The sequence below is a fragment of the Streptomyces lavendulae subsp. lavendulae genome, from assembly GCF_002803845.1.
Classification (GTDB): Bacteria; Actinomycetota; Actinomycetes; order Streptomycetales; family Streptomycetaceae; genus Streptomyces; species Streptomyces lavendulae.
The window spans coordinates 1,255,957-1,279,458 of record NZ_CP024985.1 but is presented as its reverse complement, the minus strand read 5'-3'; the positions used below and the strand labels follow the sequence as shown (position 1 = coordinate 1,279,458).

The window sequence follows — 23,502 nt, the reverse complement described above, 5'->3', positions numbered from 1 at the left end:
GGGGAAGTGGGGGTGGGGGAGACGGCCGAGAGGGCGAGGGATCTGCGGTTCACGGAAGGGACTCCTGGACGTCTGTGGCGTGGTCGGTCGAGCAACTGACCTGTGCAGGTGCGGCACTGGAGTGCGGCTCAGAAGAAGGGGTTCTCGGTGGGCCGGTCGTCCGAGGTGGCGGCTTCGACGAGCTCGGGAAGGTCCTCCGGGTCGGCATCCCGCTGGTCGATCCACCAGCCGGCGCGGGTGAGTGGCCGCAGAGAGCCCTCGAACCCCTCCCACTCGGCGTCGCTCATCTCGCCTTCCACGACCAGGGCTGTGTAGGCGGCCGTCACCAGCTGGTGACGGCACCGCGTCCCCCAGGCGAGAGCACGTCCGACACCCTCGAGCGACGGCATCCGGTACCGCTCGGCCCACTCGGCCGCGCGGGCTTGTTCGGCGGAACGTTTCTGCTCCAGCCAATCCGATCGCGACGTGGCGTCCTGGCTGCGGCAGGACTGCCAGCAGTCCGTGCAATCGCGCTGGGCAAGCCAACGTGCGTAGCCGGCACGGCGATCGGCCTGACGATCGGAGAGATCGGCCTGCGTGGTGTGCCCGCAGTCGTGCTCGATCGACCAGAGGGTCTTGACGGCCATGGAAGTGCATTCCTCTCGGGGATGAGGGGGACTGGTCAACGGGAACGGTTGGGCCTGACCGGAGGGGAGTCAGGGCGTGGGGCGGCAATGGGTGCGGTCGGTGCCGAAGCCGGGCGACGCACCGAGGAGGCCGTGGCTGCCCGCGCTTGTGCCGCACGGCTCGCCGGCCTGACTGATGTGTTCACCTCGGCGGAGAGCGAACGGAGGTCGTCAGCGAGGTCCTCCCCACTGGACGTGGCCATCCGGTCGCACCAGGCGGCCGCGGTGTTGATGAACGCTCCGAGATCGGTAGCCGAGCCGCCGTGCCGGTTGCGGATCTGCTCCAGAACTTCGTCGACACCGACTGCCTGCTGCCGCTCGCGAGTGCCGTCGGATACCGCAGCCGGACGGGCGCTGGCCTGAACGGCTGCGAGCCGGGGATCGGCCACCACGGTCAGGTGAGCCTCCTGAAACCGGCGGCTTGCACCGGCCGCCGCGCGTACAGCCGCTGCGTGCGGTGTGTCGGATGGCAGCAGGTAGAGGTCCCTGCCCGCGCTGTGGCTGAACCCGTGTTCACGTAGGACCTCGTCGAGGTACGGACGCGCGTCCGCGACGGCTGCCGCAACGCCGAGGTCCGGGTGCCAACCGAATGCGACGTCGGGCTCAAGGGGGAGGAGCACTGGCTGAAGTCCCTTCGTCGTGGCGTTCTCGGTGTAGGGGTTCTGGGACCAACGAAGCCGGGATAGGCCGGCAACTCCGTGGGCTGCAAGAGTCAGCCGGGCCGCCGGGCTTGGCCGAGCCGCGGATCAGGGGTATGAGGGTCATGCAGCCATGCGGAGATCGGTGTCGAACAGTTCCCGTTCCCGCGGGTGGAGCAGGTGTTGGGTGATGAAGCTCCGGCCGGCGACCTTCCACAGGCCGCGGCCCTTCGTCAGGGCGGAGACCGCCTGGGTTTCCACCCCGGTCAGTCCGAGCACAGCGGCCGCGGTGGCCAGCTGGTCGGCTTCCTGGCGGTAGATGATCCGGGTCGAGCAGTCGGTGAGCAGGCCCTCGGCCAGGGCTCGTCCTCGCGACCCCGCATCCCCGGCGGTCAAGAGGTCGGACAGGCGGTGGATGACCATCATGTTCGCGATGCCCAGGCCCCGGGACAGCTTCCACTGGGACTGCATGCGCTCCAGGAGAGCGACGTGCCGCATCACGCGCCACGCCTCGTCGTAGATCACCCAGCGGCGCCCGCCCGTCGGGTCGGAGAGGGCGGATTCCATCCAGGCGCTCGCGCAGGTCATGGCGAGGACGAGGCCGGTGTCGTCGCCCGCCCCGCCGAGCCGGGACAGATCGATGGACAGCATCGGCGCGCCGGGATCGAAGCGGACGGTCGACGGCGCGTCGAACATACCGGCCAAGTCGCCGTGGATGAGACGACGGAGCGCGTGAGCGAGGTCTTCAGCAGCGTGGCCGAGGCGTCCCGACCGGTCGCCGGTGGCGGCCTCGAGCTGCTCGGGGGAGCCGAGAACGTAGGCGACGTCGCCGAGCAGAGGGGTGGTGCCGGTCGACGTGCGGTACGCCACCACGTGGTCGAGCGCGATGTCGAGGGCGGTGTGCTCCATGGGGTGCAGTTCGCGTCGGAGAACGGTCTTCGCCAGCGAACCGAGCAGCAGGAGGCGTCGCTTGCGGACCTCGGTGGTCCAGTCGGCCTCGCTGACGGCGTGAGGCCTGGCTGGTGCGTCCAGGGGATTCAGCCGGCCGGGGAGACCGGGGCCCAGGGCGATGGTCTGGCCGCCCAGCTCTTGGGTGACGACCGTCCACTCACCCTTCGGGTCGCAGGGGACGTAGATGCGGTAACCGAAGGCCACAGCGCGCACGGCGAGGGACTTGGCGAGGGCGGACTTGCCCATGCCGATGATCCCGGCGAGCAGGATATTGGGGTTCGTGAAGCCCTCCAGGCGCCCGTAGAGGGCGAACGGGTCGTACGTGAACGCCGCCTCCGCGTGGACGTCCTGTCCGACGTAGATCCCCTGGGCTCCGAGACCGCCTTCGGCGAGGAAGGGGTACGCGCCGCTCGCGGTCGCAGTTGTCATGCGGTGGGCGGGGAGCTTGAGCCGCCCACCGCGGCCGGAGTCCGGTCCAGGTCGGCCGGCGGCCGGGTAGGTGGGGCGCAGTTCGGGGGCGGCGCCGGTCTTCGTACGGATGGTCTCCGGCTGGGAGGCGTGCCTCGCCTGTACGCGGGCGGCGGCGAACTCGTCACGGGCCACGCGGGCGGAGCGACGGTCGGTCTTGTGCGGGACGAAGAGGGGGCTGGCGGTCGCCCGGGTGCGGGAGGACATGTTGGTGCTCCTGGATCAGAGTCGGGTGGACGGGCCGCGCAGCTCGGCGGGGGTGTGGTCGCACCGTACGAGGACGGCGGTCTCCAGGTGGCGTCGGCAGATGGTCAGCTCGGGCGCTCCCTGCGGGAGGCGGCTGCGGCACTCCTCGCGCGAGGGGATGAGGCCGGTGCCGGGGCGGGGAGCTGCGTGAAAGGCGCCGTGGAGATGCTCCGCCGCCTGCCATATCCGGATCCGGGCCGCCCGTAGCTGGTCGGCCTCTGCCCTGGCCAGCGGTTGAGTACGCGTCGCATGGGCGTCGAACAGGGCGTACAGGGAGAGGAGATGGCGGTGCAGGCCGTCTAGTTCGGTGCGGCTCGCTGCGACGGGTCCTGCCGGGACGGTGATTGCCCGGTGGAAGTCGAGGGCCTCGGTGGCGTACGCCAGCTCCGCCTGGGACTCGGTCGGCATGAGGAACCCCTTCGGTCGGCTACGGGCGGGCGAGCGGCAGGGCGGCGTTCGTGAAGGCCTCGGCTTGCTGCCAGGTCAGCGGCCGGAGGTCGACGAGGGCGGCGACGGCCGCGGTCTCGATGGCCGCGCAGGCGGAGTTGAGCTGCTCGGCGGTGTCGGCGGAGACGGTGATCAACCCGGTCAGGGCGACGTCGGCGTGGCCGGCTATGAGCTGGCGTTCGCGGTCCTTGATGTCTGCGTACTCCACCGAGTCTTCTTCGGAGTCGACCTGGCCCTTGCGCTGGCGCTCGGCGGCGTCCGCGATCACGGTGGCCTTCTTGCGCTGTACGTCCTTGAGTGCGGCGTCCAGCCCCTTGGGCTCGTAGGTCAGGGACAGGGTGCGCCGTACCCCAGAGGTGAAGAGAAGCTGGTGCAGGAAGCCGGGAGAGGTTTCGATCCGGGGCCAGTTCTCGATCCAGAAGGTGGCGTGGTGGGCCGAGTCGGTCTCGATCCGGTCTGCCTTCTCGACCAGGACGACGGGGCCGGCGGCAGCCGGGTCGGCCTGCGGTCGTCCGGTGGCCGACCACTGGTCGAGGGCTGCCAGCGCCTTGGGGTCGTAAGCCGTACGGATCACGGCGGCGAACTCGGTCGCGAGCAACCAGCTGCCCGGGGTGAGGCCTGAGTTGCGGGCGGCCTGGTCGAAGGTGGAGGTGAGCTGGGTGAGGACGGCGAAGCTGCCGGAGAGCCCGCCACCGGCCTGGTTGATCAGACGGCGGCCCGCCTTGAGGTCCAGGGCGAGCGCCACGTAGCTCTCGTGCGGGGCTGCGGCCGGGCCGGCCGCGGTCAGCAGGTCGGCGTAGACCGGCCCGGCAAGGTGCGCCTGGGGATTGCCGTACGCGCCCCAGTACCGGTTCAGGGAGTCGCCGCTGTCCGGCACGGTGCGCTCCAGCACCTGGACCCGGGCGATGTGGCCCGTGCGAGCGAGCGCGGCGAGAGTGCGGCCCCAGCCGGCGACGTTGTGGTTCTGGGTGGAGGGATCGAGCAGGGCGAAGGCCCGGGAGGAGACCTTGACCACGGCGGTGAGGGTTCCGTTGTGGGGGTCGTGTACGGCGCTCAGACGGCCGTCCGGCGAGGTGACGACGCGCAGGGACGCGGCGGTGCCGGGGAGGTGGAGCAGTCCGTCGCGCCGCGGTCGACTGGAGGGCCGGGTCAGCCAGACCAGCTGGCGCTTGCTACGCCGCCATGTGTACCGCAGGGCGATCGGTGCCCAGTCGGCGAGCGACCGGCCGCGATGACGTACGAAGACGGCCGAGAGGATGAGCGCCCACAGGGGTATCAGCTTGAGCGCGCTGGCTACACCGGAGGCCATCAGCACCGCGAGCAGGAGCAGGCCGGTGATGGTGGCGGCGATGAGCTGTGGCGCGGACAGTCCGAGCAGGACGCCCCGGCGCGAGCGGTGGGGGAACTTCACCGTGGCAGGGCCGTCGGGCTGTGGAGAGTCGAAGGGCATGGCGAGGCCGTCCTTGGAACGTTGAGAAAGCGCGAGGTGAGGGAACGGGGGCGGGCTGAGGCCGCACAGGCCACGGCCCGCCCCCTGGTTGGGCAGGGCTAGGAGGCTGGACCGTTCGGCTGACTGGGGTAGACCCACCACTGAGATGTGGCGTCGCCTTGCGGTGTCGGCCCGCCGACGGGACCCGCCGAGCCGGTACGGGGCGCCGCCCGGTACACCTGGATCGGCTGCGTGGCCGATCCCCCGGAGCCCTGCGGCGTCGGCCCGGACGAGGCCGGGGCAGTCTCGGCCAACGCGCCGCCGACGCCTTGGCCGGGGCGCTGGATCAGCGGCTGCCCGCGGTCACCGTCACCGGGAGGCCTACGGATGAGTGCGTGGCCCTTGTCGCCGGTGGCACCCGCGTCCTCGCCGAATCGGAAGCTGGTCTGCTTCTGCTCACCGCCGGAGATCTCTCCCGAGCCTCCGCTCGGATCGATCCCGGACACGACACCGTCGGAGCCCTGCCCTGGAACCTTTGCCGGTCCCTGTGGAGCAGGCATACCGGTACCGGCTTGGACAGCGAGCTGCCCCGCCGTCTTCGCGGCTTGAGCGGCCACCGCCGCGCCCGCCACACCGGTGCGGTGCAGATCCTCCTGCCCGCCGCCGTCCGCAGCCCAGTGGATGAACTTGTAGGTCGCGTACGGACACAGCAGAACCAGCACCATGATCACGATGCCTGCCATGGCGTCCGACAGGGCACCGAGGCCGTCCGCCGGATCGGTCTTGCCCATGGCGGAGATGCCGAGGAGGAACACGATCGTCATCAGCATCTTGCTGACGATCAGCGTGCCGGTGGCCTCGATCCAGCCGCGCCGCCAGCGCCGGGCGACCTCCCAGCCGCCGCCGGCACCCGCGAAGACCGCCAAGGTGACCAGGACCAGGATCCCGATCTTGCGGGCGACCATCACGGCCCAGTACAGGAACGCCCCGACGGCGGCGCCGAGAGCGACGATGGAGGGGATGCCCCAGCCCAAGCCGTACATCGCGCCGTAGAGGTTGACCTTGATCATGCGGCGTACCGCGTCGTCGATCGAGCTGTTTGCCGCCTGGAACAAGCCGGCGCTCAGCGCGTCGACCACGTTGAGGGCGACGGTGGTGAAGGCGATGGCGGCGAACGCGAAGATCACGCCGCCGACCGTGCCGCTGACGGCCTGGGCGAGCGCCCGCTCGTCGCGGCGCCACGCGGCGCGCATCAGCTGCAAGCAGAAGGTGCCGACGGTCAGGATGAGGCCGATCGGCAGCAGCAGCTCGTAGTTCGAGCGGAACCACTCGGCATTGAGATCGATGCCGGTCGTCTGGTCGACGGCCTGGGCGGCGAGATCGGCGCCGCCCTGGGCCATCTCGCCCATGGACTTGGCGATCCAGGCGCCGATGCCGTCGGTGACGGCTTCGCCGGTGGAACCGACCACGCCGCCGACGATGCCGCAGACCTTGTCCATCATGGGGATGTCGCAGGCTCCCACAGGGGGTACCTCCTTTCAGGGACGGGGGGAGTCACGGCGAGACGGTCGGCAGGACGCCGGCCAGCGCACAGCTCTGCTGCGGCCGACACTGAACCGCGAGCGTGAGGGAGCGGGCCTCCGCTCCACCGCCGGCACCGGCCCAGGCGATGGACTGACGCCCCGAGACGGTGACGGCGTAGACGTGGGCGGAGGTGATGGCACCGGGGTCGGCGGCCAGGGCTGCCTTGAACACCTTCGGGAAGTGCCCCTCGCCCACGGTGGCGGTGATGTGCTGCTGGTTGTCCCGCAACCGGGACCACAGCACCGGGTCAGGGATCTGCTTGGTGACGGAGGCCCAGTCCGCGTACCTCGCCTCGCCTGTCATCCACCGCTGGAGGCCGGCCAAGTGCTCCGGCTGGGAGAGGGTGCGGGTGTCATAACTCCACAGGGCCTGAGCTGCCGCCTTCCCGAAGGCGATCGGGTCACTGGTCGTGGGCGGCGTCGGGGCGCTGCCCCCCGATCCCGCGGAGGGCTTGGCCGGGACGGACGGAGCGGCCGATGCCGTGGCCTCCGGTTCCTTCGCCCTACCGCCGGCATCGGTGCGGGTGAAATAGGCGAGCAGTCCGGCCACCCCGGTCAGGACGGCCAGTACGACGGCACCGATCAGGATCCGCCGCCAGACCGACGAGGTGGCAGGAGCGCTGTGCCTTCCCTCGGGGAGACGCTTCTTCGGCATCAGTGGACCTGCGTGCCCATCGCCGAGAAGAACGCGACGATGCCGTTGGCGGCGCCGAGCAGCAGGGCACAACCCGCCGCGACGACGGTGCCCTTCTTGCCGTTCGCCTCCGCCTGGTGGCCTCCGCTGTGGTGGCCCCAGGCCCAGACGAGCGCGGAGATGGCCAGCGCTCCGACCACGGCGATGATGCCGAACAGGTTGATGGAGCTGATCACGTTCTTGAGGACATCGAGTCCGGGAAGGCCACCCTCGCGCGGTGTGACGCCAGGGTCGTACGCAAGGAACTGGATCTTCTCAACGAACTTCATGGGGAACTCCAGTTCGAAAATGGGCATGGGGAGGCCCGAGAGTGGGATGGGGGAGAGGGGGAAGGCGGGAGATCGGTCAGACGACGCGACGGGCTGCGAGCACGTCCGGCTTCCAGTCCGCGAGGGTCGAGATCTTGACCACGTCACCGGTCCGGGGTGCGTGCAGAATCAGCCCCGAGCCGATGAACATGCCGACGTGTTCGGGTACGGCGGCCGTGCCGCGCGTGAACAGCAGATCGCCGGGTTGGAGGGTGTCGACGCTCACCGCGCGGCCTTCGTTGACCTGTGTGTACGTGGTCCGGGTCAGTGAGACTCCGCTGGCCTTGAAGGACATCTGCATCAGCGAGGAGCAGTCGCACCGCCCCATCGGGTCCGGGCCCCGCGGCTCGGTGCAGGCACCGCCCCACTGGTACGGGGTACCGAGCTGCCCCAGGCCCCAACGGATAGCCGTCTGTACGGGCTTCGGGGCATCCGCCGGAATCTGGTACCCGTCCGGGAGCGAGCCGGGCGGAATCGGAGCGAAGCCCGTACCGTCGCCACCGGCTCCGCACCCACCACCAAGGGGCGCAGGGGCTGCCGCGCCGCCCTGGGGGAGGACAGTGCTGATGGCCTTCTGCAGTGCTGTCGCCAACGGCTCCCATTTCGCGTATGCGTCGGGGAAACCGCTCGCCTGCACTGCCTGAGCAGCCTGGGTGACGGTCATCGACTCCCACCCCGACACCTCGAGCAGTCCCTCGTAGAACTTCGTCGAGGCGTAGACGGGACCGCGTACCTGCTCTGGTGTCCCCCAGCCCTGCGAAGGGCGCTGCTGGAACAGCCCCAGCGAGTCCCGGTCCCCGTAGTCGAGGTTCCGGAGCCCTGACTCCTGCAGGGCGGTGGCGAGCGCGACGATCTGCCCGCGAACGGGCACCTTCATCGCTACGCCGGTCGCCTGGATCGCCTTGGCGTTCGGGATCTGTTCCTTGGGGTCATCCAGGCCCGGCACGGACACTGAGCCGCTGCTGCTGCCCTTGAGGACCGACTCCACCTGCCCGGCCACCGCGGCCGTATCGACACCCTGCTGGTCACCGCAGGCAGCCTGTGCGTTCGAGGAGCCGATCAGAGCAACAGTGAGCGGCGCGATCAGGATCAGTGGAGCGACCGCTACCGCGCCGGCTATCGCGGCAACCTTGATCACGGGTGACCGCCGGATGCTCGCTGACGCCGAAGCCTGGGCCAGGGAGTTGGACGTGCCCGGGCAAGCTGCATCCGCAGCTCCTTACTCGTAGACAGGGCAGCACCGGAGTTCTCGTCGAAAGGCCACCGGTGCCGCACTGGTCGTGAATGCTCGGCCTCAGCGGGCCAAAGGCAGTGATGACGCAGGGGAGCGGCTAACTCGCATCTAAGTCCTTGGTGTTGGCGCGCGGCAGCCAGCCGCACTCGTAATCTCATTCGGCACATGAGAGGTACGTCCCTCCGAATTTCCAGCAGCTCCAGGGCTTGGACTCGGCGAGACTGTAGAGACGGAATCCGGCCGCACCAAGCAGGCTGGGAATTCGTGAAGGTCCGCCTTCGAGGGGAGCGCGGGCTCATTCGGCACGGCTGGGGAAGTCGGTTAACCTCCACCGCACCAAACCCACGAGAGCGCCGCCCGAGGCTCTATGGAGGGGTAATCCCCGGTGCGTACTCCCAGATTCCAAAACAGATCTGGGATCGCGACCGACCGCAAGACGAATGAAAGGCCGCACCTGTGTCGTACACGCTGCACCGAGGAGATGCGCTCACCGTCCTCAAGTCCCTGCCGGACGTGAGCGTGGACGCAGTGATCACCGATCCGCCCTACAACTCTGGCGGCCGCACCAGCTCGGACCGAACCGGGCGGACCGCCCGCGCGAAGTACACCAGCGGCGACGCCAAGCACGACCTGCAGAACTTCCCCGGCGAGAACCGCGATCAGCGCTCGTATCGCGCCTGGCTCACCGACCTGCTCACCGAGTCGTATCGGGCGTCTCGAGAACACGCGGTGGTGATGGTCTTCACCGATTGGAGGCAGGAACCGACCACCACCGATGCCCTCCAGATGGCCGGCTGGACCTGGTCCGGCACCATCCCCTGGATCAAGCCGGCCTCCCGGCCCCGCAAGGGCGGTCCTAAGCAGGACTCAGAGTTCATCGTCTGGGGCGTCAAGGGAAGCCTCGACAACACCCGCGATCTCTACCTGCCGGGCCACTACGTCGCCTCCCAGCCCCGCAAGGACCGGGTCCACATCACGCAGAAGCCTGTCGAGGTCATGCGCCAGCTCGTCCAGGTCTGCCCGCCTGGCGGCACGGTCCTCGACCCCTTCACCGGTAGCGGCTCCACCGGCGTGGCCGCTCTGCTGGAAGGCCGCAACTTCATCGGCGTCGAGCTCTCCGACCACTACGCTGGCATCGCCGAGGAGCGTCTCCGTGAGACGAGCCTCCAGGGCGACTTCGCCCTGGCCGGGCCCGGCAAGTGAGACGGCCGCGCCTGGGCCCGCAGGGTGAAACGACAGAAGGGCGGCTGCCGTCCGGCAAAAACCGGACGGCAGCCGCCCTCTGCCCTGGTGGTGATCAGCCTGCGTCGATGCTCTGCCGGATCAGCTCACCGGCCCGCTCCAGATCCTCGTGCGACCTGATCCGCACCTCTAGGTCCCCGGTCCCGAGGCGCCCCAGACCGCTCACGTCCCGGGAGAACCCCTCGGCCAGCTGGACCGTCCGCGGATCCACCTTCAAGTTCAGTACCAGGACCCGATTGCGCGGCTGGACGCGCACGGTCGCGACGTTCTTGATCCTGCGGTACGCGAAGTAGTGAACCTGCGCCTCCCGGCGGACGTCCCCGTATGCCAGCAGCACGGCGTCCAGATCCGCGAACAGGTCCTGCAGGTCCTGCGGAGCTTCGTCGAGATACTGCTGCACCGACTTCGGGACCGTCGTCCCCGCCGGCTCCGAGGCAGCGGACACCCGCCGACGGACCGGCGCAGCCTGGCCGCCGACCGAAGCCACCAACTGCAGCGTCACGACGTCCTCGAACATCCGGTAGGCCATGAGGTCGATCCGGCGCCCGATGACCTCCAGCGCGACGGCGCTGTGCGAGGTGAAGCTGCCGGCCACGCAGACCAGCCGCGGATTGGTCCAGTCGACCGTCTCCACGGCATCAGCCCCGAGCCGGTCACGCACCAGGCCTTCGAACTCCGCGTGACTGTCCTCGAGCCACGCCAGGTAGGAGAGCGCCTGGGTGATGACCTCCTTGTCCCGGGTTCTCTTGTACTCGATGATCACGGGAGTCCCGGTCTCGTCCAGGCCCAGGGAGTCGATCCGCCCGCGGTGGCGCCCGGTCGGGTACTCGCTGGCCAGGAAGCGGATGCCGAGCATGGCTTCCATGTTGGCCTCGATCAGCGACTGCAGCTGCCGCTCCAACGCGACGGAGGACCCCGCCATCTCCACCGCCCGGCCATCCCGTATCCGGAACGCCTTCAGATCACTCACGCCCGCCCCCATGCAAGTCCTCGGATCATCCGAAGCGACAATCGGCGAGGTCCGCCAGGTATTCCCTCGGGCTCGGGGCAGGGCGCATCTACTGGCTCAGGACCATGTACCGGAGATGCGCGGCCTCACCAAGCCCGAGGACCGCTGCGAGGCTGCTGGACATCAGGGCGCTGGGCCCTGGTCCCTCACGCAAGCCCCGGAGTGCCACGTGACGCCGCAATTCATGGACGTCAAGTCGACGGCGACCTACCTGAACATGTCGGTTCAGTGGGTCTACAGGGAAGCGCCACGCCTGGGGCTCACCCCCTACAAGTTTGGCGCTGGCCGCAACGCGAAGATCCAGTTCAAGGTGTCGGACGTGCAGGCTTGGGTCAAGCAGCAGAGGCTCTCGTCCTGATAGCTACGTCAAGGTTGAAGGACGACGTCCAGGTGCCGCTGGACGGGCTCGAAGAGTCCGTAGGGGATGTACCGCGGGATCTCTGACAGGGCCACCCACGCGACCTCGGCGATCTCGTCGACGTCCGCGACATACGCGGTCCCGCCGGCCAGCTCGCAGGCCGTGTACGAGACCCGTCGTCCGGTGATCGGATGTACCCGCTTTCCGAGCGGGGCCACGGCGAGCACGTCCACTCCGGCCTCCTCCTTCGTCTCGCGTACGGCGGCTTCCTCGAAGGACTCGCCCGGCTCGACCTTGCCCGCCGGGAACTGCCATGAGAGTTGGCCCTCGGCGACCCGTCGCCGGACGAGCAAGACGCGGCCCTCGTGAGCCACAACCGCACCTGCCACCCAAGGCGCAGGGGCGGCGCTGCCATTCAGCGACGCCTGTCCGCTACTCACGACACTCCCATCGTCGGGGTGGGGAGGTGGGCGATGACCGACGGGACGCTGTGGGTGGGTCATCCTCGCGTGCTCCTCGTTGTTTCCGTGATGAGTTGAATAGGGGCGGCTGCCCAATCGTCATCCCTAGAAGAGTCCTTCTTCCACCGCGGTCGACGCTGCTGCGTCTTGCTGGGCGCGCTCGAACTCGAGCTGCCACGCCCGCGCCTCGGCGTAAGCGACGTGGACCATGCTGCCCGGACACAGCACCAGTGCCCGGGGCTCGATCTTGTGGTCCTTGACTGACCCGTACCCGATTCGTTTCGTAGGTAGCAGGGCGTGCGGGACGGCGCAAGAGGGGCAGGGAGCCTTCGGGAGGGTCGCCATGTCACCAGGATGACCTCGTCAGTCTTGGCGCGGAAGGGAGCTCACATACCGCGCACTGCGGCATACCGGTGCGCGGCTGTCACCGGCCTGCTCTGTTTCGTCGAGTCTGTGCCCAAATGATCACCAGGCACAGCACCGGTTCCAAGCTTAAACACGGCACCCAAGGCGCGCACGCGGCGAACAGGAGATGGTGAGTACGCCGTAAGTGACTGCCCGTCGATGAAGCCGTTGAGGCGATAGATGATCTGGACGGACTTACTGTTGTTCAGCCCGCACCGCTCCGGTGGAGAGCAGGCAGGGCAGACGGCTCGATTGGTGCTTACCTGTAACGGGGTGACCTGTGCAGTTGGCAATGCTCACAGTCCAGGCCGCGCTTGGCGCGCCGTTGGCGCCTTGTCGGCCGCGGGGCGGTCGGACTATCCGAAGAAGAGCTGCTCGTGCTCCGGCAAATCGAAGACCACGAGCTCCTTGCACTTCACGCCAGCCAGCATCTTGGCCTCGGTCTTGTTCCGGACGAACACCGTCAGCTGGCCGACCCCGTTTGACGGCACGAGCAGGCCGGGGCAGGGCCGGGCCACCCCGTACAGGTACCCATCCACCCTGAACAGGGGAGCGCCGTGGCCGTAGCGCGGTTCTGGGTAGAGCCCATCCGGGATCCGTAGCTGCACCTTGTGCTCCTGCCGGGCCCAGGCAGCGACCGCCTCGAACAACTCCCGCACCTGAGCGCCGGAGAGCAACGACCACCACGCCCTGCTGGCCTCCTCCGCGCGCAAGACGCGCTCCGCTTCCTCGGCTTCCTCGCGCAGCCGCCGCTCCTCTGCCTCGGCCAGCTTCCGGTTTCGCCGAGCCACCTGCTCCGCCCGTTCTTCCAGCCACCGGGCGTGCCGTGCATCCGACAACTCCCGCGCCCTGCGGTTACTCTCCTCCAGCTTCTCCAGGCGGCGCGCCTCCTCCCGCGCGGCTTCCTCCAAGCGGACCTGCTCGGCCTCCGCTTCCGCTGCCAGCCGCGCCTCTTCCGCGACCCGCTTCCTCTCCTCCTGGCGCCGGCGCATCACGTCGTGCTCGGCCTGTAAGCGGGCCGACTTCGCCGACGTCCACCACATCCCACGTCGCAGCACCCACAGCCGCCCACCCACCCGCCGCTTCACCCGGTGATACCGGCGCAGACTTACCACCGGCTCGACCTGACCTTCCAGCGCCCACCGGACGAACACCAGCAGCGGCGTCGTCCGCACACCCCACGCACCGAAACTCCAGTCGAACGCGGCGACACCATCATCCACCGCCCACGCCCCGCCGGCCTCCGAAGGCTGGGCCCGCACTGCGGGCACCTCGTCGATCCACTTCGGGGACTTCTCGTGCGGCGACACCCAGCACACTCGGATCCCCGCCTCGGCATACCGGTTTGTGCGTGCCTGGATGTCGGGAACGGTGATCGGCGACAACTGCGCCTCCCACGCCATCCGCTGGCTGCCGTCCCGGGAGGTGGCCATCACGTCGGCCCGCCAGGACTTGTCCGGCGGGCTCACTTCCAGCTCGGCGTGCCAGCCCGCATCGCGGATCGCCCCGAGCAGCACCAGCTTCGTCATGTGATGCTCGAAGCTCTCGTTCTCCAGCGGGCAGTCGTCTGGCCGCTTTCCGTGATGTGCGAAGAACCGGGTCCCGCCCCGCAGCACCGCACTCATTGCGCCCTCACAGTCCGGACAGGACAGTGGTGCTCGGGGCCGTACCCGGTGTACGTCCTCCCAGACGATCCCGCGCCCCAGATCCGGCAGCCCTGCATACAGCCGCCCCAAGACGGCATGCACAGCCGTGTACGGCACGAGCCCCTCTCCTCCCGCACAAACAGACCACCCAGGCATAGCAGCCCACGCCGACAACGGCCCTGCCCAGACCACGTTGATCTACGACCCCCGAAGGTATGTAGGCCCAGCTCCGGGAACAGGTGCAGGCGTTCACCCGCACCCTCGCCGGGGATCTGGGAATCACGCGCGACCTGGCTGCTAAGGCGCGAGTCGGCCAACTTCCGTTCTGCGGATGAGTGGAATCTGTCGTGCACGGGCCAAGGGGTCGATTCTGGCTTGCGCCTTGAGTCGGGCTTGCGGCGTTGCATCGTGGCGTCCGTGTAGTCCTCTGCTCTGCCGTTTGGTCGGCGGTTACTCGCCGTCCGGCGGCCAGGTGGCGTGGTCGCGGCGGTGGTGGAAATCGGTGAGCTCGCGGGCGAGGACGTCGAAGTGGGGGAGCGGGGCCCACAGGTCGCGCTCGCCGATGACGTAGAGGCGGCGCTTGGCGCGGCTCGCGGCGACGTTGAGCAGGTGCGGGGTGCCGGCCGCCCACGCGCGGGCGCCGGGCCGGCCGCCGCCGAGCACGAGGACGACGACATCGGCTTCCTTGCCCTGGGCCCGGTGGACGGTGGCGCAGCGCTCCTCGATCAGTGCGGACGTCCAGCCTTCACGGCCGCGGCAGATCTTCTGGCATTCGGCCACGAGGGCCCGGAAGGGGGCGATGACGCGCACGCGCTCGATGTCGACGCCGTGCCGGTGCAAGTGGTCGAGGATGAACTCGAAGGCCCGGCGGTCGCGTTCGCCCCACGGGTCCTCGGGTGGGCGGGCCGGGTCGTCGGTGTTGAGCCAGCGGCTGGGGAGCAGGCCGTCCCGTTCCGCATCGGGGAACGCTTCGTGTTTGGTGCCGTGGACCATGAGGCCGCCGTACGCGACCTCGTTGCTGACCGTGAACATCGGCTCTTCGCAGCGGCGGTGCACGCGCAGCGGCGAGCCCACCCAGACGTGCTCGTCGTCGGTGTCCGGGGCCGGCAGGTAGGTGCCGTAGCGGTTGGTCCGGTCGGCGACGGCCTGGGCGGAGGTGGCCGAGGGCAGCCAGTGCTCGTCGATGCCGTAGGCGTTCAGCAGCCGGCGTTGGAGGGCCGTGGGCATGGTGACGACGGGTTCGAGCTGGAGCGGATCGCCGACCAGAACGGCACGACGGGCCCGCCACATCGCCCCGGCCGCGGCCTGTGGGGTGGCCTGCCCGGCCTCGTCGACGAGCACCCAGCCGATCGACTCCCGGCCGAGGCGGGCGAACATGCTGCCGATGGAGGAGAAGGTGGTGGAGACGACGGGCACCAGGAGGAAGAGGGTCTGCCACGCGTGCTCGAACTCCTCGTCGGGTACGGGCCCGTTGGTGCCGGCCATCAGCTCCATGAGGACCTGGAGGTTGCCGCGGACCTTCTTTGCGGCGCCGGCGACGAAGGCGCGGTGCAGGTCGAGGGCGCGCAGGAACAGGTCGCTGCGCGCGGTGGACCAGGCCTCGTCGGACCAGGGCGAGCCGAGTTCCTGGTCGGCTTCGGCGAGGTGCGACCAGCCGAGCGGCAGGAACGGAAGCGTCCGGGCCGCCTCCCGCAGTTCGCGGTGGCGGCTGTCGAGTTCGGCCACGGCGACCCGCAGGTCGCGGCGGGACGAGTCTGCGATGTGCCGGGCGTGTCGGAGGGCGGCGGCTGCCACGGCCTCCCGCGCGCTCGCGGCCCGTTCGTGGTCGAGGGCGGCGGTGAGGCTGGCGGCGGCATCGTCGACGGCGCTGCCGGAGCGGGTGTGCCGGTCGGCGGCCAGGGACTCGGTGCGCACGGCCGCGGCGACTTGTTCCAGGGATTCCTCGAGCGCAGCGCGCTGCTGGATGAGCAGGTGCGCGATCTCGGCCTGGGTGAGCTCCTGCTGCCTTTCGGCGGCCTGCCGGTCGGCAGAGCTCTGCAGCAGGCGGCGCAGTCCGCCGCGCAGGCCCCGCTCGATGACCGGGGGCGCGTCGTGGCGGGCGGTGAGCGCGGTCACGTACTCACGGTGGTGCGTGGCTAGTTCACGGGCGGCCGACAGGTCCGCGCGGGCGGTGGCCAGCTCCTGGCGGGCCCGCGGTACATGCTCGGAGGCCGTCCCGTATCCGGCCTCGGCCACCACTGTGGCCGTCCTGGCGGTGGCCGAGGCGGCGGCGGCCCGGTCCAGGACCGCCGTGGCGGCGGCGACCTGCTGGTCGGCCCGGGACACGGCGGCTTCCCGGTCCGCGATCCGCTGCCCGGCCGACGGGGACTCGACGGCCGCCAGGGCCCCGGCCAGCCGGGCGCGTTCGGCGCGCAGCCGCTCTACCTCGGCCTGGGCGGTACGGAACGCAGCGACGGCCTCGGTCCACGACGGCACGGGCTGGGCGGTACCCGCCGCCGCGGCCTGGTCCGGCGGGGTGACGCGAGGCCGGCCTCCGGGCGGGGGCTTCGGCGGGAGCCAGTCGCGCAGGACGTCCTGCATGCCGCGCAGCGGCGGCAGTCCCGCAGCGGAGCGGGCCCGGGTCTCCTTCTCGGGCAGCCGGCCCCACCAGAACCGTTGTGCGAACTCCTTGCGGTTGGTCTTGTTGCCGAGCACCGCTGCGACCAGACCCCAGGCCGGCCCGCCGAGGAGCGCGGAGGCGAGGTCGGAGAAGTGGTCGGGGCCGCCGTGCCAGTGCTCGCCGAGCGCGCCCATGCCGGGCAGTTCGGCGGTGATGTTCTCCACGGCGCCGTTGTTGGAGGAGGTGACCACGATCTCGAACCCGGTCAGCCGAGGGTCGAGCCGCGACACGGTGCGGGGGTAGGTGCCCTGGCGGTCCCTGCCGTGCCAGGCCGGACCGGTGAACGCCTTCTCGGGCCGGTCGAACGTGGCCAGCACCGCTGCCCGCTCGACGACCAGTGCGGCGACCAGGTCCCGCAGCATCGTGGTCTTGCCCGTGCCCGGCGGGCCGTTCACGGAGAATATCCCACCCGTGGTTCCCGCTCGGTCGGCGAGCATCCGGTCGACCGCGAACTGCTGGCTCAGCGCGAGCGGGAACCGCGCCGGTGCGGGCCAGCGGCCGGCCGGAACCAGCTCCGGAGCCACCCCTTCCAGGACGACCCCGCGCTCCCGGCGCACATCCGTCCGCGCCCCCACGGCGACGGCGTCGAGCTCGGTCAGGTACGCCTCCAGCGCCGGGCCTAACCCCTTCCCGACGGCCGCGGAAACCCGGGCCAGATCAGGGGGGAGCAGACTGTTCAAGAACGGCGCGGCGGCGGCGGCCTTCGCCTGCGGGTCCCGCGGCCGTTGGACCAGCCTGCTGCGTACCCGGACCACCTGCGGGCGCAGGTGGTCCTGTACTCCGCACAGGTCGGCAATCTGCGCGGTCAGGGCGACGAGATCGGCGAAGCCGAGTGGACGGGCACCGGCGCCAGCCCCGTGATCCGCCTCGGTCGGCACGTCAGGACCGCCGGCCGACGACCCCTCGGGGACGCCCCGGGTGCCGTCCGGCCGCCCGGACCGCACCTGCTCCTCGGCGGGGCGGCGGGCTGCGGCCCAGTCCGCGGCGCGGCGCACCAGGGGTTCCGCCGCGCCCTGGAGGGCGGCGCCGGCGACCTCGCCGAACAGGGCCCCGACCGCGCCGACGGCGGCGCCGCCCAGGATCTCGGCGAGCAGCCGCTGCCAGCCGCCGCCGGCCGTGCCCGGCGCTCCCGCAGTACCCTCGGAGCCGGGCCACCGCGCGTACGCTGTTTCGGCAGCCGGTGTGGTGGGACCGTAAGGGATCGTGGTGGCCGTGAGCTCGTCGATCGCCCCGCCGAATGCTTCGTCGAGTTCCTCGAATCCGTCCAGCCACCCCGGTGTGGACGGCCCCGGATCGAAGAGGCGGCCGGTAGCCCAGGCGCACGCGGAAATCACGGACGTGTCTTCGAGCGGTCGGCCCTCGTCGTCTAGGACCAGCGCGAACATCGCACTCTGGCCCGACAGCACCAGCTCAGTCTGCGGCACGCCGGGGTCGGGATCGGTCCCCGCGGGCAGTACGGCGATCATTGCCTGGCGGAGCAGTTCCAGGTCGAAGACCCCGCAGTAGACCTCGTGCCGCCACATGCGACCGTACGGTGCCCGCCGTGCCCCCGTCTCCGGATGGTCTGAAGCCCACGGCAGGAGCGGTGGCCAGCCCGGCTCCGGCGTCAGGTCGGTTACGTACTCGTCCCTCGGCCCGGAGCGTGCGGCGGGGCGTCGGCGGGGCAGCGCCGGGATGGTCGGCGGGCTGAACAGCTCGATCGCGCGCCAGCACTCCAGCAGGGCCTTCTGTCGACGGTCCTGCGCGTGTCCGCTCCGCACCCACTGCCCCCGTGTCGCACGCGCGGCATGCTGCCGCTCCCTTGAAGATCAGCCGTATCGCTGAATCTACCGGACCGTCAGTGGGCCGAGTCCCGGTCAGCCTGGGCCTGCGGCGCCGGAACGCCTAGTGACAGAGGGCTGGTTCGGCCGACTTGGGCCCGGGGCGGGAAGGCCCCAGGGGCGTGGTGGAACTCCTGTGAGCCCCCGACTGTCGGGAGCAGTCACGGCCGATGCGGGCACGGTCCGCTCCGGCGACCTCGATGGGCCCGGCACCTGCATGGGCAGTCAGCGGTAGCCGAGCCCCCGGAGGCGGGATCGGAGCCGTTCTGTCGCTGCCTGACTCTGCTGCTCCAGGTCTGCGAACGAGGTCTCGTACCGGTCGCCCCACGAACGGTAGAGCGCGACCAGCCCCTGCCGCTGCGCAGCGACGCGTCCCGTGACGCGTGAGCAGAGATCGTCACCGAGGACTTTGAGTACTCGTTCGCGCGCCGGGCCGCTATGCGGGGAGAGCTCGCCGTCTGTCGCCGCCCATCGGTCGATCACTCCGGGGAAGCCGCGGTGTTCCAGGCTCCTGAAGTCGTCCTGCCGGTCCGACCACCATGCCGCGAAGACTCCAGTCAACTGGTACCGGTCCAGGAGCTCCAATGGCAGGAGTTCCTCACGGAAGGAAGCCATGAGGTGGGAGCGTGACATGAACAGCTGTTTCGTGTCCGCGAGTTCGGCGATCTGCGCTCCCGCACCCTCCCACCACCGGCAGCACTGGTCGACGAACCTGCGCTCCTGGGTGGCCGCGAGGTCCGGGATGCGGGCGGCCGTGGCTTCGCAGCCTTCGGCCGGGAAGCTGAAGTAGTCCAAGTTCCTTGGCTGGAAGAGGTCCGCGAGGTCGATGCCGAAGGAATGGAACCTCGGCTCCTCCGCCTCCACCTCGTGTCTGGGGACACCGCCGAACAGCGCCGCGCGGACGTCCAGCAACGGCCCTTCCGGCGGACCGGCGTCGACGTAGCGCGGGATGTTGAGGCTGAAATCGTTCTCCGCGATCTCTTCCAGCGTGACCACCCGGGAGAAGCCGTCGATGTCAGCCCTCTCCCGGAAGGCACTCACGATCTTCTCGATGTTCTCCGGCTCCAGGCGGTTCAGCGTCCGGCCGGTGACCACTTCGCGCTCGGCATTGACGAACAGCACGGTGCCGCGTTCTCCCACCGGCGCTCCGTCATTGCCACGCAGCACGAGGATGCAGGCCGGGATGGCTGTGCCGTGGAATACGTTCGGCCCGATACCAATCACTGCTACGAGCCGGTCATCTTCGAGGATGCCCCGGCGAATCTCGGCTTCCGAGCCTCCCCGGAACAGCACACCGTGCGGGGTCACGACGGCTCCGATCCCGTCCGGACGCAGCACGGCGAGCACGTGCTGGACGTTCATCAGATCAGCCTTCTTCGCCTGTGCGGGAGTCCAGCCGTATCGCATCCGCTCCGGGTGCTTCATCTCCTTCTCCGTATAGTTCATCGAGAACGGAGGGTTGGTCAGCACCCGGTCGAAGCGTCTGAGCCGGCCGTCACCTTGCAGGTGGAGCGGATCGGCCAGGGTGTCACCACAGAGCACCGAGCCGTCCGTCACGTTGTGTAGCAATAGGTTCAGCCGGGCGATCGAGCACGTCTCAACGTTCAGTTCCTGCCCGAACAGGCCGAGGCCGGCGCCGTCCCGGCCGTACTCGTCGACGTACTCCTTGGCCTGGACGAGCATGCCGCCGGAGCCGGTGAAGGGATCGTAGACCGACTGTCCCGGTTCCGGACGCACCAGCTCCACCATCAGCTGGACCACGGAACGAGGCGTGTAAAACTCTCCCCCCTTCCTGCCCGCCACGTCGGCGAACCGACCCAGCGTGTGGTCGTAGGCCCGGCCGACCACATCGCCGAACTCCAGATCATCGTCACCCAGAGGGATGCGGTCGAAGTGATCGATCAGCGCTTTCAGCTGGGCGCGCCCCAGCCCCCTGTCGAAGTCGAGGGCTCCCAAGACTCCGTCGAGTCCGTCCGGGTTGTTCTGCTCCAGCGCCGACAGCGCCTTGTTGAGCACCTGTCCTGGCTCCTCGGACTTGGAATCGACAATGTGCCGCCAGCGCGATCGATCGGGCACGTTGAGGATGCCGGGCTGGTCCGAAACACGTTTGAGCAGCAGCATTCCGAAGAGGACGTCGCGGTACTCCGACGCGTCCATCCGGCCGCGCAGGATGTCAGCTGCCCTGAAGAGTTCCTCCGTCAGTCGTCCGGCGGTCATCAGCGCCATGTGTCCCTCGTCCCTTGGAGCAGTTCCCTGAAGATGGCCGGCCGCAGTGACTCCAGCCGCTCGGCCATCTGCCGCTGGATCCTGATCTGGTCGGCAACGTCTGCGAGGGCCTCGACGATGGCGTACTGCCGGTCCATGGCCGGCACAGTGACGGGCAGCTCCCTGAGCAACGTCGAGTTGAGTGCGGGCACCGTACCGGGGAGGGCCTGGCCCAGCATGGCTCTCTGTACCGGCGGATGCGACAGGTAGGCCGCCAGGAAGGCGGGCAGGATGCCGCCGGGCAAGGGCCTCAGGCGCAGACAGGACGATCCGTAGAGCCATCCGGACTGAGCCTGCTCGATGAGCGCCAGCCTCCCGAGTGCCCCTTGCCGCACGACGAGCACGTCGCCCTCCCGCACGGCGAACCGCTCCAGCCGGTCCGCGTCGATCTGCGGCACCCGTCGCACTTTGCGGCTGTCCACCCTGTGGTCTCCGGCGAGGTCCGGTGGTGAGATCACGGGCACGCCGTCGGGGCCATCGTGCAGACGGTCCAGCAGTGACCCGGACGGGCCGGCCGTCACCTCGCAGAGGTCGCCCAGCAGAATCCGGACACCGTGGGCCGTGGGTGCGTTGCCCTGCGGCACGACACCTCACCTCCTTTCATTCGCTCCTGTGGTTTCGTGTTGCGGGTGGTGCGTGATGGGGCGCGGTACTGAGCACGGCGCCCCACCACACACGTCACATGGTCAGGCGACGCGCAGCCGGTGCCGCATCGCGGCCCGTACCAGCTCCTCCGTCGTAACGGTCAGCAGAACCGTAACCACTACGGCCAGCGCATCGGCCGCGTGTCCGGTAATCGCCGAGCCGAAGACACAGACCACGATGATCACAACGAGCGGCAGGACGCCGCTCCTGGTCCAAGGCGGTAAGGACCAGGCATTATGGGTATCGGCAATCCGCATGGGTTGTCCTTTCCGTTCCCGCGCATGGCGCGGGGATGGTCGAGCCGCACCGCCCTGCCGGGCGTCCAACCACGCGGGGTGGTGCGGTATCTGATGAGTCGGATGTCCTTGCCGATGGCCGTGGACGGGAAACTTCGCACTGCTTCCAGCCCGTAGCCACTCACGAAGCCCCGGATTTCCTGAGCTTCGATACGCCGAACCATACACACCGTCAGGCTGCGAAGCTAGCTTCGCAGTTGGGGCGGTGGGGGCTGCGCCTCGGCGCATGCAGGCTGAGGCCAGTGAGGCGAATGGCTCTCCCCTGTCCGGCCGTTGGGCTTGGGGTCGGCCCTGCCCCGGATGTCCGCGGCGTCGAACGTGCCGGGCCTGCCTTCCGGGAAGTCACGCTCGTGCGGCTCGACCCGGTTGCCGCCCAGGGCCACAACCTGGCCCTCGGGGACCAGGATGTCGAAGGCCGCTGCTGAGGGCGGACGCTTGGGCGGCAGGTACGGTTCGGTGAGCGGGTTCCCGTTGAGTATCAGCGTGCGGTTGCCGGCCCGGTACGGGAGCCGGTCCCCGTTGACCGCTAGAACCCGCCCTCCCAGGCGCGCGGAGCGGGCTGCCCGCCCGGTGGATAACAGGGCGACATCGCCGCGGTCCCCTGCGCGCGCTGCGAAGCGGAGCAGGGATGCTAGTGCACGGGACGCACCGAGTCGTGCAACGGCCACGTTTGTGCTGATCGGAAGAGACGGACTGTCAGGCCGAGGGCCTGCGCCACAGCAGACCCGAGCCATTAGCGGGGGCCTGACCTCATCCCGAGGGCACTCGCTCTAGCACTATCGGGACGGCGGCCGGTGCGCGACCGACTTCGTCGCTGGTGTGGTCGCTGGCCCAGTCGACGGGCCCCAGGGCGACTGGACGATGGCCACACTTCCATCCGGCGTGACGTCCGGAGCGCCTTATGCGGCCAGGCCCACGTCGAGGATCTTGGCGGCTTTGCCGATGGAGCCGGGCATCAGGTGGCGGTAGATCTTGAAGGTGATGTCGAGGCTTTTGTGGCCCATCCACTCGGCGACGTCCGTGATGGGGATGCCGTTGGAGAGGCAGTTCGACGCGAAGAAGTGGCGGAGGCTGTAGATGACCATGCCGTCTGGGATGTCGACTTCGCCGGCGCGTTTGATGCGTTGCCACTGGTTCTGGAGGTTGTAGGCCAGGAAGGGCTTCGTGGGGTCTGTGGGGTGGCGCAGGAGGTAGCCGTCGACCGTTCCGTGCTTGTCGGCATACCACTCGATCGTCTCGCGGACGCGGGTCGGGAGGGGGACGTCGCGGTAGTCGGTGGGCTTGCGGTGCTTGAGGCGGCCGTAGGTCTTGGTGGTCTGGTTGACCTGCTCGGTGATGCGGTAGACGTCGCCGGCGACGAGGTTGTTGAGGTTGACGGCGAAGGCCTCGCCGTTGCGCATGCCGCAGCCGCTCATCAGGTCGGCGATGAGGAGGAAGCGGTCGTCGCCCGCGGTGCGTATGTCGCGGAGCTGGGCGGGGGAGGGGATGACCGCGCGCTCGGGGTCGTACTGCGGGGGCTTGACCCCCAGGACGGGGTTCTCCGTGTAGATGCCGAGGCGGTACGCGTCCAGGAGGACGGACTTCACCTTGTCGAAGGCGTTGGACTGCGTGGCGAGGCCGGCGCCGTTGCGTTCCATGGTGCGGATGAAGCCGTCGACGACCTTGTGGTCGAAGGTGCTCATCCGGCGGCTGCCGAGGGTCGGCAGGATGTGGTGTTCGAGGAGGGACTCCAGGGTGCGGAGAGAGGACTCGGCGAGGTCGCGCTGGCCGGCCTTCCACTCCGCGGTGTACTCGCGGAACTGCATCGCGCCGTACTTCTGGATGCGCTCGGCCTTGCTCTGGTTCCGGGGTGCGGCCTTCTTCTCCTGGTAGACCGTCGTGAGGCGGGCGATCGAGTTCTCCTGCGTGGAGAAGCCGGCTTCCTCGGTCTGCTTCCCGGCCGCACTGCGGTAGCGGATCTTGTACTCGTGCGGGCACTTCGACCAGCGGGACGGCGCGTGCTCGCAGTCCTTGTAGAAGGTGCCCATGCCGTG

The 23,502-nt window shown here is 69.5% G+C and carries 20 protein-coding genes; 2 read left to right on the top strand and 18 right to left on the bottom strand.

Annotation, left to right across the window (positions count from 1 at the left end; genetic code table 11):
- Window positions 1-128 precede the first annotated feature (128 nt).
- From SLAV_RS05750 to SLAV_RS05710, 9 genes are all read right to left on the bottom strand, one after another.
- Window positions 129-626 (bottom strand): hypothetical protein, encoded by a 498-nt coding sequence (locus SLAV_RS05750; RefSeq protein ID WP_030229879.1) that lies wholly within the window; start codon window positions 624-626, stop codon window positions 129-131.
- 35 nt (window positions 627-661) lie between these two features.
- Window positions 662-1,285: a hypothetical protein gene (locus SLAV_RS40910; protein WP_158740652.1), complete on the bottom strand. Its 624-nt coding sequence runs from the start codon at window positions 1,283-1,285 to the stop codon at window positions 662-664.
- A gap of 141 nt (window positions 1,286-1,426) precedes the next feature.
- Entirely contained in the window at window positions 1,427-2,929 is a 1,503-nt protein-coding gene (locus SLAV_RS05740) for a putative type IV secretion/conjugal transfer ATPase (RefSeq protein WP_030229877.1), read from the bottom strand.
- 15 nt (window positions 2,930-2,944) lie between these two features.
- Window positions 2,945-3,376 (bottom strand): DUF6238 family protein, encoded by a 432-nt coding sequence (locus tag SLAV_RS05735; RefSeq protein ID WP_030229876.1) that lies wholly within the window; start codon window positions 3,374-3,376, stop codon window positions 2,945-2,947.
- Between the two features lie 19 nt (window positions 3,377-3,395).
- Window positions 3,396-4,865, bottom strand: coding sequence for an SCO6880 family protein (locus tag SLAV_RS05730; RefSeq protein ID WP_030229875.1), 1,470 nt, complete (start codon window positions 4,863-4,865; stop codon window positions 3,396-3,398).
- A 98-nt stretch (window positions 4,866-4,963) separates the two neighbouring features.
- Window positions 4,964-6,367, bottom strand: coding sequence for an SCO6881 family protein (locus tag SLAV_RS05725; RefSeq protein WP_030229874.1), 1,404 nt, complete (start codon window positions 6,365-6,367; stop codon window positions 4,964-4,966).
- Between the two features lie 31 nt (window positions 6,368-6,398).
- On the bottom strand, window positions 6,399-7,082 hold the full coding sequence (locus tag SLAV_RS05720; RefSeq protein WP_030229873.1) for a hypothetical protein: 684 nt from the start codon (window positions 7,080-7,082) through the stop codon (window positions 6,399-6,401).
- A complete protein-coding gene (locus SLAV_RS05715; RefSeq protein WP_030229872.1) occupies window positions 7,082-7,390 on the bottom strand; it encodes a DUF6112 family protein in 309 nt (102 codons plus the stop codon). Before SLAV_RS05715 ends, SLAV_RS05720 begins: the two co-directional genes overlap by 1 nt.
- Before the next feature lie 76 nt (window positions 7,391-7,466).
- Window positions 7,467-8,567 carry a C40 family peptidase gene (locus SLAV_RS05710; protein ID WP_030229871.1) on the bottom strand — a complete coding sequence of 367 codons (1,101 nt, stop codon included), beginning with the start codon at window positions 8,565-8,567 and terminating at the stop codon, window positions 7,467-7,469.
- 552 nt (window positions 8,568-9,119) lie between these two features.
- On the opposite strand from SLAV_RS05710, the gene SLAV_RS05705 reads away from it, so the two are divergent.
- Window positions 9,120-9,866, top strand: coding sequence for a DNA-methyltransferase (locus tag SLAV_RS05705; protein ID WP_030229870.1), 747 nt, complete (start codon window positions 9,120-9,122; stop codon window positions 9,864-9,866).
- 94 nt (window positions 9,867-9,960) lie between these two features.
- Here SLAV_RS05705 and SLAV_RS05700 read toward each other — a convergent pair whose 3' ends face one another.
- Window positions 9,961-10,887 (bottom strand): DUF5655 domain-containing protein, encoded by a 927-nt coding sequence (locus tag SLAV_RS05700; protein ID WP_234333582.1) that lies wholly within the window; start codon window positions 10,885-10,887, stop codon window positions 9,961-9,963.
- Window positions 10,888-10,990: 103 nt separating this feature from the next.
- On the opposite strand from SLAV_RS05700, the gene SLAV_RS05695 reads away from it, so the two are divergent.
- Entirely contained in the window at window positions 10,991-11,272 is a 282-nt protein-coding gene (locus SLAV_RS05695) for a helix-turn-helix transcriptional regulator (protein ID WP_037687263.1), read from the top strand.
- Between the two features lie 8 nt (window positions 11,273-11,280).
- On the opposite strand, the gene SLAV_RS05690 is transcribed toward SLAV_RS05695, so the two are convergent.
- From SLAV_RS05690 to SLAV_RS05665, 8 genes are all read right to left on the bottom strand, one after another.
- Window positions 11,281-11,646 (bottom strand): NUDIX hydrolase, encoded by a 366-nt coding sequence (locus SLAV_RS05690; protein WP_234333581.1) that lies wholly within the window; start codon window positions 11,644-11,646, stop codon window positions 11,281-11,283.
- An 848-nt stretch (window positions 11,647-12,494) separates the two neighbouring features.
- Entirely contained in the window at window positions 12,495-13,763 is a 1,269-nt protein-coding gene (locus tag SLAV_RS05685; RefSeq protein WP_158740650.1) for a competence protein CoiA family protein, read from the bottom strand.
- Between the two features lie 471 nt (window positions 13,764-14,234).
- The gene (locus tag SLAV_RS05680) at window positions 14,235-17,966 is read right to left on the bottom strand and encodes a DEAD/DEAH box helicase (protein ID WP_030229866.1); all 3,732 of its coding nucleotides are present in this window, start codon (window positions 17,964-17,966) and stop codon (window positions 14,235-14,237) included.
- 522 nt (window positions 17,967-18,488) lie between these two features.
- Window positions 18,489-20,489, bottom strand: a complete 2,001-nt coding sequence (locus tag SLAV_RS05675; RefSeq protein ID WP_051840883.1) for a type I restriction-modification system subunit M — start codon at window positions 20,487-20,489, stop codon at window positions 18,489-18,491.
- Window positions 20,480-21,112, bottom strand: a complete 633-nt coding sequence (locus SLAV_RS05670; RefSeq protein WP_030229864.1) for a restriction endonuclease subunit S — start codon at window positions 21,110-21,112, stop codon at window positions 20,480-20,482. The genes SLAV_RS05675 and SLAV_RS05670 overlap by 10 nt, the downstream gene beginning before the upstream one ends.
- A 102-nt stretch (window positions 21,113-21,214) precedes the next feature.
- Window positions 21,215-21,430 carry a hypothetical protein gene (locus tag SLAV_RS40905; protein WP_030229863.1) on the bottom strand — a complete coding sequence of 72 codons (216 nt, stop codon included), beginning with the start codon at window positions 21,428-21,430 and terminating at the stop codon, window positions 21,215-21,217.
- Between the two features lie 224 nt (window positions 21,431-21,654).
- Window positions 21,655-22,203, bottom strand: coding sequence for a S26 family signal peptidase (locus tag SLAV_RS43615; RefSeq protein WP_394298618.1), 549 nt, complete (start codon window positions 22,201-22,203; stop codon window positions 21,655-21,657).
- A gap of 165 nt (window positions 22,204-22,368) precedes the next feature.
- Entirely contained in the window at window positions 22,369-23,496 is a 1,128-nt protein-coding gene (locus tag SLAV_RS05665) for a tyrosine-type recombinase/integrase (protein WP_030229862.1), read from the bottom strand.
- Window positions 23,497-23,502 lie beyond the last annotated feature (6 nt).